Below are 15,890 nucleotides of genomic sequence, written 5' to 3'. Positions count from 1 at the left end.
CCGAATCGGGTGACCCGCCGAGGTCAGGCGGCGGGGCCCTTGCCGAAGAACGCGGTGCAGGTGTTGCCGACGTACTCGTTCGCAATCTGCAGCACGTTCTTGCCGCCGTCCACCGGTAAAAGCGTCGAGCTGTAGTTCGGGCAGGGGTTGTTGTAGGGGTTGGCGATTTCGACCGGCGCGGGCAGGGGGTACCAGGGGCCGGTGCCGAAGTTGTCGTTCGCCAGCAGCGTTTTCCCGTTGCCCGGCAACGGTTTCCCCGACGGGTCGACGAAGATCTGCCCGACCATCAGCAGCCGCGTGCCGTTCGGGCCGCCGGGGAACAGGGTGACGGTCTGCGCGTGCTGGAAGTGGTTTCCCTCGGCGGTGCCGATCTCGGTGCCCGGCGCGCCGGGGTCGCCGAAGTTCGCGCCGTCGGGTGAGATCTTGAAGTACGGGTCGCAATACCGCTTGCCGAAGTTGCAGATCTCGTAGCCGAAGTAGAACTGGCCGTTCGGCAGCCTGCGCACGATCGGCATCCCGGGCCGCACGCGGTCCGGCGGGATCGACATGGTGCGCTGCTTGGTGCCCCAGTTGACGCCGTCGCTCGACGCGACCCGGTTCAGCACCTGCGCGAACCGCGGCGCCTCGGTCTCGTCGGCGTAGTGCAGCCACAGCGTGCCGCCCGCGTCGACGTTGAGCTCCGGTTCCCAGACACCGTCGGTGTTGTGCGAGCGCGCCGCCTCGGACAGGAACGACCAGGTTCGGCCGCCGTCGCGGCTCGACCACAGCTTGATGCCGACCCTGCGGGTGGCGCCGCCGTTCTGGCCGTAGCTCGCGGCCCAGATCAGCGTGCCCTCGCGGAGCCTGCCGACCTTCTGCGGCAGCTCGTAGAGGGTGCCGCAGCACATGCCAGCCGCGCCCTCGGGGTCGCGGATCTCGCCGATCTTCTGGAAACTGCCGCCCTCGTCGGTGCTCTCGAACACCGGCGTGAACTTCATGTTCGCGTCCTGCGAGGTCATCGCCGCGATGATGTGGCCCTGCCTGCTCGCGGTCGCGTGCTGGAGCCGGATCAGGCGCGGATACTCCCCGGCGCCGAGCGGCTGGCGTTGCGCCGCACCGGCGGGGGTGGGTGACACCAAAGCGGTCACGGTGAGTAACGACATCAGCAGAGCTGCGAGGTTTCCCAGGCGGCGCATCATGACCCCTTCACGTCGTGGCGACCCAGGGATTACACCACTCAGTGACACGGTTCGCTGAATTTCCACCCGATTCGAGCAAGTTTTCCGGCGGGGATTTTCCGACGGGGTGGTCTATCGGTGGTCTAGGCCATTCACACTTTCCGGTGTTAACCTCTGGTAATCGCCTGCGCACATGGGGGTGCACGATGGTCCTGTCCAGCAGATTCACCAGGCTCTTCGTCACGGCGGTGACGGCGCTGACCGTCGTCGTGGCCCCGGCGGCCTCGGCGGCGCCGGAGAAGGCCGCCGTGCCGAAGGTCTGGCCGGTGCCCCAGCAGGTCGACGCCGGACACGGCGCGCTCGCCGTCCCCGCGACGGTCGGCGAGGTCTTCGGCGAGCACGCCGACCCGGCCGCGGTCGCTGTCGTCGAACAGGCGTTGCGCGGCGCCGGCGCGAAACGGTTCGTGCCAGGACCCGCCGAACTGACGGTGTACCTCGGCGGACCTGCGACGGAGGCGCTCGACCGCCTCGGCGTCCCAGGCCCGGCGGGGCTCGCCTCGGGCGGTTACGTACTGGCCGCCGACCGCGCCAGCCGCACACTCGCGCTGTCCGGCGCCGACGCCCGCGGCACCTTCTACGCCGCGCAGACGCTGCGCCAGCTCGTCACCGGGCACCGGATCCCGGAGGTCAAGGTGCGGGACTGGCCCGCGATGCCGTTGCGCGGGGTGATCGAAGGCTTCTACGGCGCGCCGTGGTCGCACGCCGACCGGCTCGCCCAGCTGGACTTCTACGGCCGCACCAAGCAGAACATCTACGTCTACTCGCCGAAGGACGACCCGTACCTGCGCGCGCGGTGGCGCGACACCTACCCCGCGGACAAGCTCGCGGAGATCAAGGCGCTCGTCGACCGCGGCGCGGCGAACCACGTCGACTTCACCTACGCGCTGTCGCCGGGGCTGTCGATCTGCTACTCCGATCCGGCGGAAACCACCAAACTGGTGGCGAAGTTCCAGTCCCTGTGGGACATCGGCGTCCGCTCGTTCGCGATCCCGCTCGACGACATCTCGTACACGAAGTGGAACTGCGACGCCGACGCCGCGAAGTTCGGCACCGGCGGCGCCGCAGCGGGTGCGGCGCAGTCGTTCCTGCTCAACGCCGTGCAGAAGCAGTTCATCGAGACCCACCCCGGGATCGACAGGCTGCAGATGGTGCCGACCGAGTACTACGACCTCGCCGACTCCGGGTACAAGACCGCGCTGCGCACCCAGCTCGACCCGCGGGTGGTCGTCGAATGGACCGGCGTCGGCGTGATCGCGCCGACGATCACCACCGAGCAGGCGAAGCAGACGCACCAGGTGTTCGGGCACGACATCCTGGTGTGGGACAACTACCCGGTCAACGACTACATCACCGACCGGCTCCTGATGGGCCCGTACGTCGGAAGGGAACCGGGCATCGCGGGCGAACTGGCCGGTGTCACGGCCAACCCGATGGTGCAGGCGGAATCGTCGAAGATCGCGGAGTTCACCTCGGCCGACTTCCTGTGGAACCCGAAGGCCTACGACCCGGACGCTTCGTGGCGCGCCGCGCTGGCGGACCTCGGCGGACGCGCCGCCGCGCCGCTGACCGTGTTCTCCGAGAACAACTACGCGGGCGCGCTCGACCGCGTCCCCGGCAAACCGGACCAGGACTCGCCGGTACTGCGGCCGCTGCTCGACGCGTTCTGGTCGGCGCTGGACGGGCGCGGTGACCTGCTCGGCGCGACTTGGCGGCTCGACGACTACCTGCGCAAGCTCGCGTCGAACCCGGCCGACCTGCGGAAGGGGATGGCGGACAACCCCGCGTTCCTCGACGAGATCGGCCCGTGGCTCGACAAGCTCGGCCTGCTCGGCGACGCCGGGCGCCACGCGGTGAAAATGCTTCTGGCGCAACGCTTCGGCGACAACGCGGGCGCGTGGGCGGAACGCCGCGCCACCGCGGATCTCTACGCGCGCGCCCAGGCCATCGTGGTGCAGACCGCGCGCGGCGCGAAGCAGCCGTTGCCCTGCCTGTCGGTGTGCACTCCGTTCCTGGACAAGGCGTTGAGCAAGGTCGACACGGCGTTCGGCGTGCCGATGCGGCCCACCGCGACCACCTCGGGGCTCGGTACCTACCAGGACAACGCGCCGTCGCGGATGGTCGACCGCGACGACGGCACGTTCTACTGGAGCGACTGGAACCCGCCCGTCGGCAGCAGCGTCGGCGTCGACCTCGGCGCGGTGAAACCGGTGGGTCACGTCGAGATCAAGATGGGGAATGCCAAGAGCCCCAACGATTACGTGCACCACGGCGTATTGGAGTACTCGGCCGACGGGAACTCGTGGGCGCAGGCGGCCACCACGACCGACCAGGCGGTGGTGAGCGCGGGCCTGCCCGCGGGCGCGACGGCGCGGTACGTGCGCCTGCGCGTCACCGCGGCACAGGAGTTCTGGGTGGTGGTGCGCGAGTTTTCGGTCGGCACACTGGACAACCCGCCGCTCGCGGTCACCGGCGGACCGGCCGGGAACCTCGCCGCCGTCGCTGACGGCGACGCCAGCACCGTCTACAAAGGAGCGTCGCCTGCCCCGGGTGACGTGCTGACGGTCACGGCCGCGTCCGCACGCGCCTTGGACGGCGTCACCGTGCTCGCCTCGGACCCGGCGCCGCGAGCGGAGATCCAGGTCGGTTCCGGCGGCCAGTGGCGCACGGTCGGATTCCTGACCGGGGCCTACACCTCGGTGCGGACCGGCGGCCGCCCCGCGGACGGCGTCCGGCTGGTGTGGCGATCGGGCTCACCGGTTCCGAAGGTCAACGAGATCGTCCCGCGCTTCCGCTGATCTGCTTCAGGTAGGAGACGGTGCTGAGGTCGTGCAGGCCGAGGTCGCCGAGCACCTGCCTGATCGCCCGCAGTGCTTCCGGCACGTCGTCTTCGCCGGTGACGCATTCGAGTTCGAGGAACGTGTGGCCGGGCAGTTCGTCGATCTCGGCGACCGTGGCGAACAGCGCGTGGCCGTCGTGGCTGAACCGGTAGTTGGTGCAGTGCTTGGTGAGCGCCGCGCTTTCGCGGAGCCCGAGCGCGGTGAACACGGTGTGGAGCACTTCCGCGCTGCCCACCGTTGTCTCGTGCTCGGGCTTCGAACCGTGCGTGTCGACGGCGCGCTCCTTGAACGTGAGGAGCACTTCGCCGGTGCTGATCCGCCGGACCCGGAGCTTGAGCCCCCGCCCGGCGAGCCCCTTGTGCGCGTCGTCGTAGTAGGTGTCGGCGTAGGTGCACGTCTCGGCTTCGGCGCGGCGGGAAAGCTCGGCGTGCAAGCGCTCGGGATCGTGGACGAACGCGGTCAGTTCCGCCTCGACGTGCTTGGCTGTGCCCATGGGGTCCTATCGTGCCGATCTCGCCCGCGTTTATCGAGAAGCCCTCGGTTTCCACGCCGTGAACTGCGCGCCGGGAATACTCGCGCTGCTGGCACCGCTCCGGGGCGGCACCGTGCTGGAACTGGGCTGCGGCACGGGTTTGCTCACCCGCCACCTCGTCGACGCGGGGTACCGCGTGATCGCGACCGATGCGTCCGAGGACATGCTCGAACACGCGCGTGCGCACGTCCCCGAGGCGGACGTGCGGCCGTTGCGCCTGCCGGACGATCCGCTGCCGCGAGCGGACGCGGTCGTCAGCATCGGCAACGTGCTGAACTACCTGACCGACGCCGATGCCGTCGTCGCCGCGTTGGAGGCCGCTTCGCGCGCGGTGCGGCCGGGTGGAATCCTCGCCGTCGATCTGTGCGACCTGGCTTGGGGAGAAGCGCACCGGAACGCGTCGGCCAAAGCCCGCCTCGGTGACGGCTGGGCGATGATCACCCGTTTCGCGGTACCGCGTGCGGACCGGTTCTTGTTCGATTTCACGATCTTCACCGAGTGCGGTGATTTCTGGCGCCGAGACGACGAACGGCACGAACTCGTGCTCGTCGACGCGGCCGAAGTCGCCGCGCGAACCGGGCTCGCGATCGGTCGCGCCTTCGGTACCGAAACCCTTCCGGCGGGGATGGTCGCGCTCACCAATCCGGCGTGAGAACTCCTCGAAAAGCCGAGAGGCGTCCGTAACCCCTATTCCTACCCGGCAATGCCGACACGACCGCGCAAACCGACCATAAGCCCCGTTACCCTTCTCCGGGTAGACACCTGATCCCCGAGCGAACAGGATGCCGACGCCTATGTCTGAGGTTTTCCAGCACGATGTTGCCGGAGTTTACGATCTGCTGTACCGGGCGCGCGGAAAGGACTACCAGGCGGAGTGCGACACGGTCATCGACATCGTCCGCTCCCGGAACCCGAGCGCCCAGTCCCTTCTCGATGTCGGCTGTGGAACGGGAGTCCACCTCGCGCACTTCGCTGCCGATTTCGGCCATGTCGAGGGAATCGATCTGTCCGAGGACATGCTGGCACTGGCCGCGGCCCGGTTGCCCGCCGTGCCGCTGCACCGCGGTGACATCGCGGACTTCACCGTGGATCGCACGTTCGACGTGGTGACCTCGTTGTTCACCGTCGTCGGCTATTTGAGCACGGTCGAGCAGCTGAACTCGGCGCTGCGGTGCATGGCGCGCGCGCTCGCCCCCGGCGGTGTGCTGCTGGTCGAACCGTGGTGGTTCCCCGAGACGTTCCTGCCCGGCTTCGTCTCCAAGAACCTGGTCGAGATCGACGGCTACACGATCGCGCGGGTGTCGCATTCGAGGCTGGAGGGCGACTTCTCGGTGGTGGACATGCATTACCTCGTCGCCGATGAACGAGGTGGGGTACGCCATTTCGACGAAACGCACCGGCTCCGGCTCTACACCCAGGAACAGTACGAAGAGGCCTTTCGCCTGGCGGGCTTGAAGTTCGAGATCGAAGCACCCGAGGGCGGGCACACCGGCCACCCGTACTTCGTCGGCGTCCGCGCGTAACGGCGAGATCAGCTCGGCCGGATCAGCACCGTGAGTGCGTCCCGGGTGTCGGTGAGATCGTCGAGCATCGCTTGCGCGGCGGCCTCCGGGTCGCCGTCGCAAATGGTGTCCACGATGCGCTGGTGGCGTTCGTGGGCGAGGGCGAGTGTGCCGCCTTCGCTCTCGTACTGCGCCCACGCCTCGCGACGGGAAACCTGCAGCAGGCCGGTGATGCCGTCGAGCAGCATCGCGAACAACCGGTTCCCGCCCGCCCGCATCACCGCGGCGTGCAGCGCGATGTCGGCGGCGTGCAGCGCGTCGCCGGGGACGGGCACGGCCAGGTAGCGGTCGAGGTGCTCGCGGAGGTCCGCGTGCTCGGCGGCGGTGGCCACGCTCGCGGCCGCCCTCGCCGCGGCGATTTCGAGCACTTCGCGCAGCGCCTGCAACTCCATCAGGTCGGTGCGCTTCTGGCCGAGCACGAAGCCGAACAGGTCGTCGAGCTGTTCGGCGCCGGGGCTGCCGACCACGCACGGTTTGCCGTGGTGGAAAACGATCTTCCCGCCTGCCTGCAGGAGCCTTGCCGCTTCGCGCATCATGGGTTTCGACACCCCGTACTGGTCGGCCAGCGCGGTGATGCTCGGCAGTTTGTCCAGTACCTCGAGGCCGTTCGCGGTGATCCGCTCCGAGATGTCGGCGGCGATCCGTTCCGGCATCGACGGGGGCCGCGACAGGGGATCGCTGATCAGGTCCGGCACCGAAGCCCTCCCAACCCCGCGCGCACGGGAATCTCGACCGGTCGTGCGACGACTGCGCGTGAGCGCATTCGCACGGTGTGGAACCAAAGTTCTTGACTCGGCAGAACGCGAACGTTAGCGTCCCACCTCGGGACTCGTCTACTGATCTGATCAGTGGGCGTGTGGGGAGGAGGCGCAGCACAGCGGTGCTGCACTGCGCCTGTGACGAGTCGGCGGGGGCCGGTATGGGAGATGACGCCCGGCTGAGGCCGGACGCGTTGTCGTTGACCGCGGTGCTGATCCAGGCGGTCACCCATATCGGCCCCGCGGCCGATGGGCAGACGGCCGATGCGCATCGCTGATTCGTGTTTCGGCCCGCTGCACGGCAAACGCGCCGCGATCACCGGGGCCGGGTCGGGAATAGGACGGGCGACCGCGCGCCGGTTCGCCGCAGACGGCGCGGCCGTCGCGATCCTGGACGTCGACGAAGCCGCGGCGGCAGGCACCGCGCGCGCGATCACCGCGGCGGGCGGCACCGCCGTCGCGATCGTCGCCGACGAGCAGTCCATCGCCAGCGGCCTCGACCGCGCTTCCGCCGAACTCGGCGGGCTGACCACCCTGGTCGTCAACGCCGGAATCGAGCTGTACCACCAGGACCGCCCGGCGCACGAACTCGACTACGCCGCCTGGCGCCGCACCATGGCCGTCAACCTCGACGGCGCGTTCTTCACCGTCGACGGAGGGCTGACCGCGATCTGACCGGTTTCCGGCCGCCTACCGGTAATTCGTGAACTGCAGCGCGATGCCGAAGTCCTTGCCCTTGAGCGAGGAGATCACGTCCTGCAGGTGGTCCTTCTTCTTGCCGGACACCCGGAGCTGGTCGCCCTGGATCTGCGCCTGCACGCCCTTGGGGCCCTCGTCGCGGATGAACTTCGCGATCTCCTTGGCCTTGTCCGAGGCGATGCCCTGCAGGATCTTGCCGTTGAGCTTGTAGATCTTGCCGGAGATGGCGGGCTCGTCGGCCTCGAACGCCTTCAGCGAGATACCGCGCTTGATCAGCTTCTCCTTGAACACCTCGACCGCCGCGAGCGCGCGCTCCTCGGTCTCCGACTCGATCACGAGCGACTCCTCGCCCGACCAGTCGATCTTGGTGCCGGTGCCGCGGAAGTCGAAGCGCGTGGACAGCTCCTTGCCCGCCTGGTTCAGCGCGTTGTCCACCTCCTGCCGGTCGACCTTGCTCACCACGTCGAAAGAGGGATCAGCCACGTGTTCTCACACCTCGTACTCGGGTTCTCAGGGTTACCCGCCAGCCTAGCCGTATCCCGGTTGCCGACCGCCCGACGGCGTTGGGTACTCTCTTCGATGGCTGGTGGCGACACCGGCTACGGCGAGTTGCCCGAGCGGCCAAAGGGATCTGACTGTAAATCAGACGGCACTGCCTTCGGGGGTTCGAATCCCTCACTCGCCACACCAGCCGAAACGCCCCGCTGACCTGCGACAACAGGCCAGCGGGGCGTTCGTCGTCTATGCGGCCGTGTGCGGCCGCAGGCGGCCCCATGTGAGCGTTTGGGGGCAATACGGGGGAGAGCCTCGGCCGCCCGGTGCTACCCGAACGACCTCGCCGTGCACCTCCGGGGCCAACATCGCTCGCGCAGCCGCGCCGCCCGAAAAAGAGGCTGAACCACTAGTTGGCCTCCCTTGTGGTTCAGCCTCTTTGAAGCCGCTCGGTGACAGGGGTGACATAGAAGAAGAGTGGGAAGAAGAGTGTCACTCAAGGTGTCACTGCCGTGTCACACCTGTTTTCGCAGGTCAAGCGGCATTAAGTGACAGAGTGACAGGTGTGACACCCAGGACATCCCCGCAGGTGTCACAGGTCCGCCGGGTTCGAGGTGAGGCGCTCAGATCGCCTGTGCCGCGCACAACACGAGTTCTGGTGTGTTTTGGTCGCACAAGACGTTGAAGGGGGTCCAAATGGCAACTGAGTGGCCGAAGCAAGCTGGGGTTGGACTCACCGGTGTTCGCCTCGCTGTGCGGCATGCTGCCCCCGAGGTACGTAACCTGACTTCGAGCGAAGACCACTCGGAAGGAGAGCGCGGACGGATGCCCGGAGACGACTTCACTCCTGACTTCGCCCGCGAAGAACTTCGGGCGGTCTGCGAGGACTTGGGACTGAGTTCGGATAGGGCCGAGCTTGTGCGGATGGGATCGAACGCCCTGTTTCGACTCGCCGACCGCCCTGTGATGGCGCGCGTGGGCCGTTCGGTTGCGTCGAGCGAAAAAGAAACCGCCATTGCTTCTTGGCTCGCAAGCTACGATTTCCCATCGGTGCGACTTGCTGGTGATGGGCGAACCCATGTTGGCCCTGCGGGAATGCCGGTAACGTTCTGGGAGTTCATCGATTCTGCGGAGCCATCGCCGACTGCTGCCGAGCTTGGTCGGGTTTTGTGTGCCTTGCACAAGCTGCCGCCCCCATTTGATCTCGAATTGCCGCAGTTTCACCCATTGGCAAAGCTGGATCGGCGGATAGCGTCAATTCGCTCGATAAGCGAATCTGATCGCGACTTCCTTCTCTTGCGAAAGGAAGAACTGGAGTGTGACTATTCGCATCTCGAATTTATTCTAGGTGAAGGTGTCATTCACGGTGACGCGCACCGTGACAACTTGATGCGCGATCGTAGCTCAGGTGAAGTCAAGCTTATCGATTTCGAAGATTTCTCAATTGGTCCACGTGAGTGGGACTTCTGCATTGAGGCGATCGGCTACGATGCGTTGAGGTGGATCACGAAGCGCGACTATGAAGACTACGTTCGTGCGTCTGGCTTCGACGCGCTTTCCTGGTCTGGGTATAAAGTAATTCGCCGGATTCGAGAGCTGACCATGACTACCTGGATTGCGCAACAGGCGGGCCAGTCGCAAAAGGTGGACCGCGAGATTGCCAAGCGTCTGAGCGATCTACGGAACGATGATACGCCCCGCGATTGGGGAGTGTTCTGATGTCAGCTTATCTGCGTAGTAGTCGTCGAATCGCTTTCGTGCAGCAGAGTCAGGCATTTCACCGAGATTCCGCTTGAAGTCGGCGAGATAGGAGACTACTCGGTAGGATTTCAGGTTAACTGCACTGTCGACCACTCCCATTGCCACCTCAACGGCATGATCGAGGTCATTGGCGAGAAGGTGGGACGTGGCTAGCACTGAGTTGCAGAAGGAAAGGCTTCGAACGAACGTCTCTTTAGATTCGGCGATAGAGGCAGACGCATGTTCGCTTGCTTTGGCAGAATTTCCAAGATCTCGAAAGCAATGCGCAAACTCGGCATGCAGTTCGGCTGAGTCGAAGAACCAATTCCAATCTGGGTCGTTTTCGGGCTGCCGTCTATTTAGGAAGTCTTCGGCTGTTGACAAGGCGTCGGTTGTTTCGCGTTCGTTGCCCATTGACGCTAGTCCTCGTGCCACGTAAGCATGAAACATTGCCATGGACGTTGGTGTTGCATATCCGGATGCGTTGTGGATAGCGGCACGTGCGAGATGAACAGCATGTTCGTAGTGGCCAAGAAAGTTTGCCTGATGGCTCATGCACGCCAAGACGTGTCCGGCAAAGGCGCGATCTCGTCCGGCTCGTGCCAGTCTGTAAGCCTGGTAAAGGAATCGTTGAGCAACGGCGTGGTCGCCGATGTCGTACGCCGTCCAACCGGCCCGGAGTGTCAACGAAGCGACCGCTTGAAAGTAGTCCCTTCCCACCTGAGTGTCGGGTGAAACCCTCGGAATCACTGGCAACACTGCTGTCTGGAGGAACTGGGCGACCAAGGGCTTCGACTGTCCACCGCCATATCGGTGATCGAAGGTCGAGAACATCTCGGTTGCATCCCGAACTTCCTGGACGCTGGAGGCGGACACGTGCACGGGTTCGACGACGGCTGCGTCGTCAGCATCCTGCCCGTACATAGCCTTCACCAGTAGGGATGACCAGGCTTCAGGGACTACGAGCAGCTTGGCCGCGGTGGTATCTCTCTTGAGTTCGTGGTCGGTGAGGTGGGCAAGCGCGGTGATGCTGTCCCCGATGGTCGTGGGGTATTCCAGCGTCGAATCGGTGCCTTCGGCCGCCGGGGCTTCTGGGTACCCGATATCCGCGCTTGTCAGCGGGCGTCCGAGCAGGTTGCCGAGCACCTTGGCGATGACCTGACAGGCCCGCGGCGAGGGCTGGCCGATCTGGCCACTCAGGTACTTGGCGATGCTCGTGTGACTTGGCGAGACCGCCTGACCCCCGTCCTGGCGACTGAGGTCCTGCACTCGCTTGGCCAGACCTTTGTTGCTGACGCCCGCCTCCCGCATACGAGCGTCAAGCAGGTGATTCGGCCCCTTGTTCCTCTGGCTCACGCGTTCCCCTCCTCCCCTGCAAGGTCAAGTTAAACACGGATCCGGGTTGTCAAGGGGGGCACACGCTCAGACTCGTGTGCCCCCCTTGAGAGTCCGTGTGCCCCGTTGTGTGCACTGCTGCCCGACGTCTGGTTCCGCTGAACTTGAGTCATCGCAACGAAAGCCGAACCAACACGGAGTGGAGACCGAGATGGCCAAGAACACGATCCCTGGACTCAAAACGGGGGGCGGCTTGCTGGCGAAGCTGATCGGCGCGGCGGTCGTGATCGCGCTGCTCGTGCTAGTCGTGAAGTACCCGGGCGATGCTGCGGGGTTCGCCAAGGGGTTGGGCGGCATGGTCAGCGATGCGATTGGCGGCATCGTCCGCTTCTTTCGTGGGCTGGGCTAGTCCGTCTTGCTTTCAAGCATCCGCACTCGTTCAGACAGCCGGGCTACCTCGGTTTCCAGCGCGGTCAGCCGGTCCGGACTGCTAGCCGATAGTTCGCCGTCGGCGACCTGCGCCAGATGGTCGCTGGGCCACTGGAGAGCAACCGAGATTGCGCGCAGGAGCCGGTCCGAACGCCGCCGCGGGTTCCGGTTGTGCGACAACTCGCGCAAGGTCGCGGTGCTCACCTTCGAGCGGTTGGCCAGCTCCTGCTGGGTCATCTCCAGCTCTGCCAAACGGGTGGTTATGGCACTCGCGACCTGATCCCAGTTCCGACTCATCTAGCCCCTTCCTTAGCCCTTAGACCAGCGCAAATACTAGCGCCAATCGGCCGCAAAGCACAGCTTCCCGAGGTTCAACTAGCGAAAGTAGCGCTTGCATTAGCGCCAATTGGCGCTAGTTTGAGTGTGTCGCTACGACAGAGAGGAACACCAGATGAGGACCGCATTCAGCACCCGCCGTCAGGCTGAGATGTCGTTTGACGGCACGGAGTACGAGTACGAGGACGTTCTTGCAGTTCAGGCGCCTGTGGACGTGCCGGTCTGGCGGGGACACCCCACCCCTGCCACACCTGTCACCGCTGTCACCCCAAGACCCTGACCAGCGCGAACAGGAGTGACACCGGGGTGTGACACCCCAGGACACCCCACGCCTGTCACACCTGTCACCCCGTCACCCAACCCGCACTGACCAGCACAAACACCAGTGACATCAGCAGTGACACCCCACCAACCGAGTCACCCGACCCGAAGGAGCAAGCCGTGTTCGACCAGGCCCACACCGTGAATTGCGACCTCGGGGAGCTCCAGAACAATGACCACGCCACGAGTCACCTTGTCGATGCTGACTGTCGATGACATCTGTACCGCGCTGAACGTCGCGCGACGAACTTTCTACGAATGGCGCCAAAAGGACACGGCTCCGCCGTGCCTGAAACTTCCCAACGGCGAACTGCGAATACGGGCTGTCGATTTCGACCGCTGGATGGACAGCCTCAAGGAGATCGGGAAATGATGAACGGAAAGACGAGTTACAAGGTCCGCGTTAACGAGCTGCAAGCCCGCTACAAGACGAACAAGGCGGGCGAGCGGGTGCCATATCGGTACATCGTGCGGTGGCGCGTGGGTGGGAAACGGCATGAGGAGGGCTTCGCCCTCAAGGGGCAAGCGGATTCGTTTCGCTCGGACCTCAATTCAGCGGCGAAGCGCGGGGAGGCGTTTGATCGGCAGACCGGTCTGCCGCCGTCGTTGGCTCCAAAGCAAGACAGCCCCACGGCCATGACCTGGTATCAACTCGCTCGTGCGTACGCCGAAATGAAGTGGGACAACAGCGCGGCCAAGCACCGGTCAAGTATCGCCGATTCGCTCATCGTCATTGTGATGGCGACTTTCACGGAAGGCGGGCGACGTCCCGACGCTCGCCACATCTCTGTGGCGCTCCGGCGGGCGTTCAACCTCAACCAGCGAGACCAGCTATTTCCAGAGCACCTCGCGGACGCGCTGAAATGGGCGGAAGATCACTCGCGGCCAGCCGGTGAGGTGGCGGACCTTGACGTACTGCGCACGCTGCTGACGAGGATTGGGAAGAAGCGCGACGGGAAGAAGGCGGCGCGGGACACGATCCGTCTTCGCCGGATCACCCTTCGCGGGCTGCTGGACTTCGGCGTCGAAAAGAAGGTGCTTGACCACAACCCGCTGGACAAGGTGAAGGCGAAGCGAAGCAAGGCGGTATCCGGTCAGGTGGACCGCCGCTCGGTGGTCAACGCGATTCAAGCGCGGTGTCTGCTCAACGCAGTCGCGCGCATCTCCCCGCGGCTGGTCGTGTTCTTCGCCCTGCTGTACTTCGCGGGACTGCGACCGGAAGAGGCTGTCAACCTCAAGCGGGCCAACATCGACATTCCGGCGCCGGTACGGAACGAGGAAACCGGCGAGCTTGAGTATGGCTGGGGCGAAATTCACCTGGACACGGCGTCTCCCGACATCGGCGCCGAATGGACCGACAACGGCGAAGGCCGCGAGGAACGCGGGCTCAAGCACCGGGAAGACGACGATGGGCGCACGGTGCCCTGCAACGCGGAACTGAGCCGGTACATCTGGGAGCACCTGGACGAGTTCGGGACCGCCGCGGACGGGCGCCTGGTCCGCGCGGTGCGATCCGACGCGCGGCTGTCCAGCAGCGTCTACGGGCGCGTGTGGGCTCGTGCTCGCGCCTACGCGTTCGACCTCGATGTCGTGCACCCGCTGCTGGCGAAGCGGCCCTACGATCTCCGGGCCGCGGCCGTGTCGGCGATGCTCAACGCGACCGGTGACCCCGTGCGCGTCGCTGAGTGGGCCGGGCACAGCGTGGCGGTGCTGCTCCGGGTGTACGCGAAGTGCATCGACGGCGGCGAGACTCAGGCCCGCCAGCAGCTCGCCGCCTACTTCGGCACGGCCCCGAAAACGGGGGGCCAGCGGCAAAATGGGGGCAATACGGGGGAGGCGGGAGTGGCCGCGTAGTGGTGAACGCGCGAAATGCCAGCTCAGCGGGGGTGCGCGGCGCGCGGCGGAGCCTGCCTGTAAATCAGACGGCACTGCCTTCGGGGGTTCGAATCCCTCACTCGCCACATCAGCCGAAACGCCCCGCTGACCTGCGACAACAGGATCAGCGGGGCGTTTTGCGTTCCCACTTCGCCACGCGCGGCGGTTTCACCCCGCCGTCGAGCCAGACGACGTCCAGCCCTCCGGAGTCGGGTCTTCCCGGCACAGGCGGGGCTGAACCGCCGCAGCCGGGCGCGAGTCAGATGACGACCTCGAGCGCGAGAAACGGCGGCGCGCTGCTCGTCAGGGTTAGGGGGATCGCGGCCGAGGGGTCGAGACTGTCGTTCACCGCGATCAGCGCCGGTCGGAGTTTGGCAACGAAGGAGTCGTGCTCGGTGGGCGTGGCCGGGTGTTCGGCGTCGGCCAGCTCGGCGAGCGCACGATCGACAACCGGCTCGATGGCGTCGGCCGAGCAGGCGCAAGACAGCGAGGTGTTACTCGATTCCCGGGACAGGTGCAGCTCGATGACTCCGGTCTGGTAGGCGACGGCGAGGAATTCTTGGATATTTCCGTCAACTGGTGAGATCGCGGTGTCGAGATCACCGCCGAGGCCGGAGAGGGAGAGGTCGAAGCGCAGGAAACCGTAGCGATCGGCGCGGTGCGCGTGCACGTAGAGCCGCGCGCCGTCCTGTTCGAGCGCGACAGCGAGCGTTTTCAGGCTTGGGCAAAGCCTGGAACTGAGGTTCACGAACATCGTGGCGCGGGCGCCGACGCCCAGATAGGAAGGAGTGTCGCGCTCCTCGCCGGCCAGGAAGTCGTGCTGCACCACGAAGATCGAGGGTTCGCCGTCATTCGGAGGCTTGCTCCTCGCCTTGGCCACGAACAGGTCGGTCTTGCTGGGCACGAGGATCCCGGGCAGTTGCCGGTTCCCGATGGTCAGTCCGGGGCGAGGCCAGGTCGGCTCCTTCGTTGTGCGTGTCGCGGTGATCGCGGCGAAGGTCTGACCGGCGAGGGTGCGGCTGGGCCACGTCGTGGTGGGCCCGTCCGGGGAGGTGACCACCACCCTGGTGCTCGCCGAATGAGGGGCCGCCGGGGCGGGCGCCGCTGCGCGCCGTCGAAACCATGCCATGTCTTCGGAGCATAGGTTTCGCGCGCGGGACTGGTCCCCGCGAAGCGACCGCGCGCGCCACGGCCCGGGGACCGCATACGGCACATCGGAAGCTGCTGAAGGCCGTTTTCTCGGCGCTCGCTGCCCAGTTCGTGCCCACGCAACGGATCAGCGGGGCGTTGTTCTCCCGGCCGGGGGCATACTGGCGTGATGAGCGGTGAGCCGGTGCGGGGAACGATCGAGTGGCAGGCCAACGGGAGCGTGTCGTTCTTCGCCTGTGAGGTCGACATGGTGGTCCCCGAGGACGAGCCCGGCTGGGAGACCACGGCCACGATCGTCACGGAGATGTCCGAAGAGGATCGAGAGGGCCTGCTGTGTCTGCTGGACATCGACCCGTTCTTCACGTTGTGGCTCAGCGATCGGGGAGGCGACGGGATCGAGGTCGAGATGGGCACCCCTGACCAGTCCGGCCGGGTGCGGCTCAGGGAAGTCCTTGCCGCCGAGTACGACGGCGGGGCGCAGGCGGCCAGGCGATTCTGAGCCACCCGGAACCGTCCACAAAGGAACGCCCCGCTGACCTGCGCCCGTCAGGCCAGCGGGGTGTTCGTTTGTTCCGCGGTCGCCCGCGAAACAGGGTCCCGCGAGGGGG

General features: G+C 65.9%; 16 protein-coding genes and 1 tRNA gene. 10 read left to right on the top strand and 7 right to left on the bottom strand.

The annotated features are described in order from the left end of the window. Positions 1-23 precede the first annotated feature (23 nt). Entirely contained in the window at positions 24-1,178 is a 1,155-nt protein-coding gene (locus tag HUW46_RS16140; RefSeq protein ID WP_215548052.1) for an exo-alpha-sialidase, read from the bottom strand. 185 nt (positions 1,179-1,363) lie between these two features. Here HUW46_RS16140 and HUW46_RS16135 point away from each other — a divergent pair, with 185 nt between their 5' ends. Beyond that, a complete protein-coding gene (locus tag HUW46_RS16135) occupies positions 1,364-4,012 on the top strand; it encodes a beta-N-acetylglucosaminidase domain-containing protein (RefSeq protein ID WP_215548051.1) in 2,649 nt (882 codons plus the stop codon). Here the strand turns inward: HUW46_RS16135 and HUW46_RS16130 are convergent. Then, positions 3,984-4,547 (bottom strand): class IV adenylate cyclase, encoded by a 564-nt coding sequence (locus tag HUW46_RS16130; protein ID WP_215548050.1) that lies wholly within the window; start codon positions 4,545-4,547, stop codon positions 3,984-3,986. The genes HUW46_RS16135 and HUW46_RS16130 overlap by 29 nt on opposite strands. Between HUW46_RS16130 and HUW46_RS16125 the strand changes: the two genes are divergently transcribed. Continuing rightward, complete coding sequence (locus tag HUW46_RS16125; protein WP_215548049.1) at positions 4,546-5,238, top strand: class I SAM-dependent methyltransferase; 693 nt, start codon at positions 4,546-4,548, stop codon at positions 5,236-5,238. The two genes, HUW46_RS16130 and HUW46_RS16125, sit on opposite strands and share 2 nt — an antisense overlap. 142 nt (positions 5,239-5,380) lie before the next feature. Beyond that, positions 5,381-6,109, top strand: coding sequence for a class I SAM-dependent DNA methyltransferase (locus tag HUW46_RS16120; RefSeq protein WP_215548048.1), 729 nt, complete (start codon positions 5,381-5,383; stop codon positions 6,107-6,109). Positions 6,110-6,117: 8 nt separating this feature from the next. Here HUW46_RS16120 and HUW46_RS16115 read toward each other — a convergent pair whose 3' ends face one another. Further along, on the bottom strand, positions 6,118-6,843 hold the full coding sequence (locus HUW46_RS16115) for a FadR/GntR family transcriptional regulator (RefSeq protein ID WP_215548047.1): 726 nt from the start codon (positions 6,841-6,843) through the stop codon (positions 6,118-6,120). Positions 6,844-7,170: 327 nt separating this feature from the next. Here HUW46_RS16115 and HUW46_RS16110 point away from each other — a divergent pair, with 327 nt between their 5' ends. Next, positions 7,171-7,581, top strand: a complete 411-nt coding sequence (locus HUW46_RS16110) for an SDR family NAD(P)-dependent oxidoreductase (RefSeq protein ID WP_215548046.1) — start codon at positions 7,171-7,173, stop codon at positions 7,579-7,581. 15 nt (positions 7,582-7,596) lie between these two features. Here the strand turns inward: HUW46_RS16110 and HUW46_RS16105 are convergent, their stop codons facing one another. After that, complete coding sequence (locus HUW46_RS16105; RefSeq protein WP_215548045.1) at positions 7,597-8,088, bottom strand: YajQ family cyclic di-GMP-binding protein; 492 nt, start codon at positions 8,086-8,088, stop codon at positions 7,597-7,599. A 120-nt stretch (positions 8,089-8,208) separates the two neighbouring features. Between HUW46_RS16105 and HUW46_RS16100 the strand changes: the two genes are divergently transcribed. Together HUW46_RS16100 and HUW46_RS16095 are read left to right on the top strand one after the other, a co-directional pair. After that, a tRNA-Tyr gene (locus HUW46_RS16100) sits at positions 8,209-8,290 on the top strand. A 632-nt stretch (positions 8,291-8,922) separates the two neighbouring features. Next, on the top strand, positions 8,923-9,816 hold the full coding sequence (locus HUW46_RS16095) for a phosphotransferase enzyme family protein (RefSeq protein WP_215548044.1): 894 nt from the start codon (positions 8,923-8,925) through the stop codon (positions 9,814-9,816). Here the strand turns inward: HUW46_RS16095 and HUW46_RS16090 are convergent. After that, entirely contained in the window at positions 9,775-11,193 is a 1,419-nt protein-coding gene (locus HUW46_RS16090; RefSeq protein ID WP_254126218.1) for a hypothetical protein, read from the bottom strand. The genes HUW46_RS16095 and HUW46_RS16090 overlap by 42 nt on opposite strands. Positions 11,194-11,383: 190 nt before the next feature. On the opposite strand from HUW46_RS16090, the gene HUW46_RS16085 reads away from it, so the two are divergent. Beyond that, entirely contained in the window at positions 11,384-11,581 is a 198-nt protein-coding gene (locus HUW46_RS16085; protein WP_215548043.1) for a hypothetical protein, read from the top strand. On the opposite strand, the gene HUW46_RS16080 is transcribed toward HUW46_RS16085, so the two are convergent. Then, positions 11,578-11,898 carry an XRE family transcriptional regulator gene (locus tag HUW46_RS16080; RefSeq protein WP_215548042.1) on the bottom strand — a complete coding sequence of 107 codons (321 nt, stop codon included), beginning with the start codon at positions 11,896-11,898 and terminating at the stop codon, positions 11,578-11,580. The genes HUW46_RS16085 and HUW46_RS16080 overlap by 4 nt on opposite strands. A gap of 532 nt (positions 11,899-12,430) precedes the next feature. Between HUW46_RS16080 and HUW46_RS16075 the strand changes: the two genes are divergently transcribed. Further along, on the top strand, positions 12,431-12,631 hold the full coding sequence (locus HUW46_RS16075; RefSeq protein WP_254126216.1) for a helix-turn-helix transcriptional regulator: 201 nt from the start codon (positions 12,431-12,433) through the stop codon (positions 12,629-12,631). After that, on the top strand, positions 12,628-14,112 hold the full coding sequence (locus HUW46_RS16070) for a tyrosine-type recombinase/integrase (RefSeq protein ID WP_215548041.1): 1,485 nt from the start codon (positions 12,628-12,630) through the stop codon (positions 14,110-14,112). The genes HUW46_RS16075 and HUW46_RS16070 overlap by 4 nt, the downstream gene beginning before the upstream one ends. Before the next feature lie 280 nt (positions 14,113-14,392). Here the strand turns inward: HUW46_RS16070 and HUW46_RS16065 are convergent, their stop codons facing one another. After that, positions 14,393-15,196: a hypothetical protein gene (locus tag HUW46_RS16065; protein ID WP_215548040.1), complete on the bottom strand. Its 804-nt coding sequence runs from the start codon at positions 15,194-15,196 to the stop codon at positions 14,393-14,395. Between the two features lie 255 nt (positions 15,197-15,451). On the opposite strand from HUW46_RS16065, the gene HUW46_RS16060 reads away from it, so the two are divergent. After that, entirely contained in the window at positions 15,452-15,781 is a 330-nt protein-coding gene (locus tag HUW46_RS16060) for a hypothetical protein (protein WP_215548039.1), read from the top strand. Positions 15,782-15,890 lie beyond the last annotated feature (109 nt).

It is taken from the genome of Amycolatopsis sp. CA-230715, assembly GCF_018736145.1.
Lineage (GTDB): Bacteria > Actinomycetota > Actinomycetes > Mycobacteriales > Pseudonocardiaceae > Amycolatopsis.
Note: the sequence above shows the minus strand (reverse complement) of the source record. Positions and strands in the feature narration are given on the sequence as shown.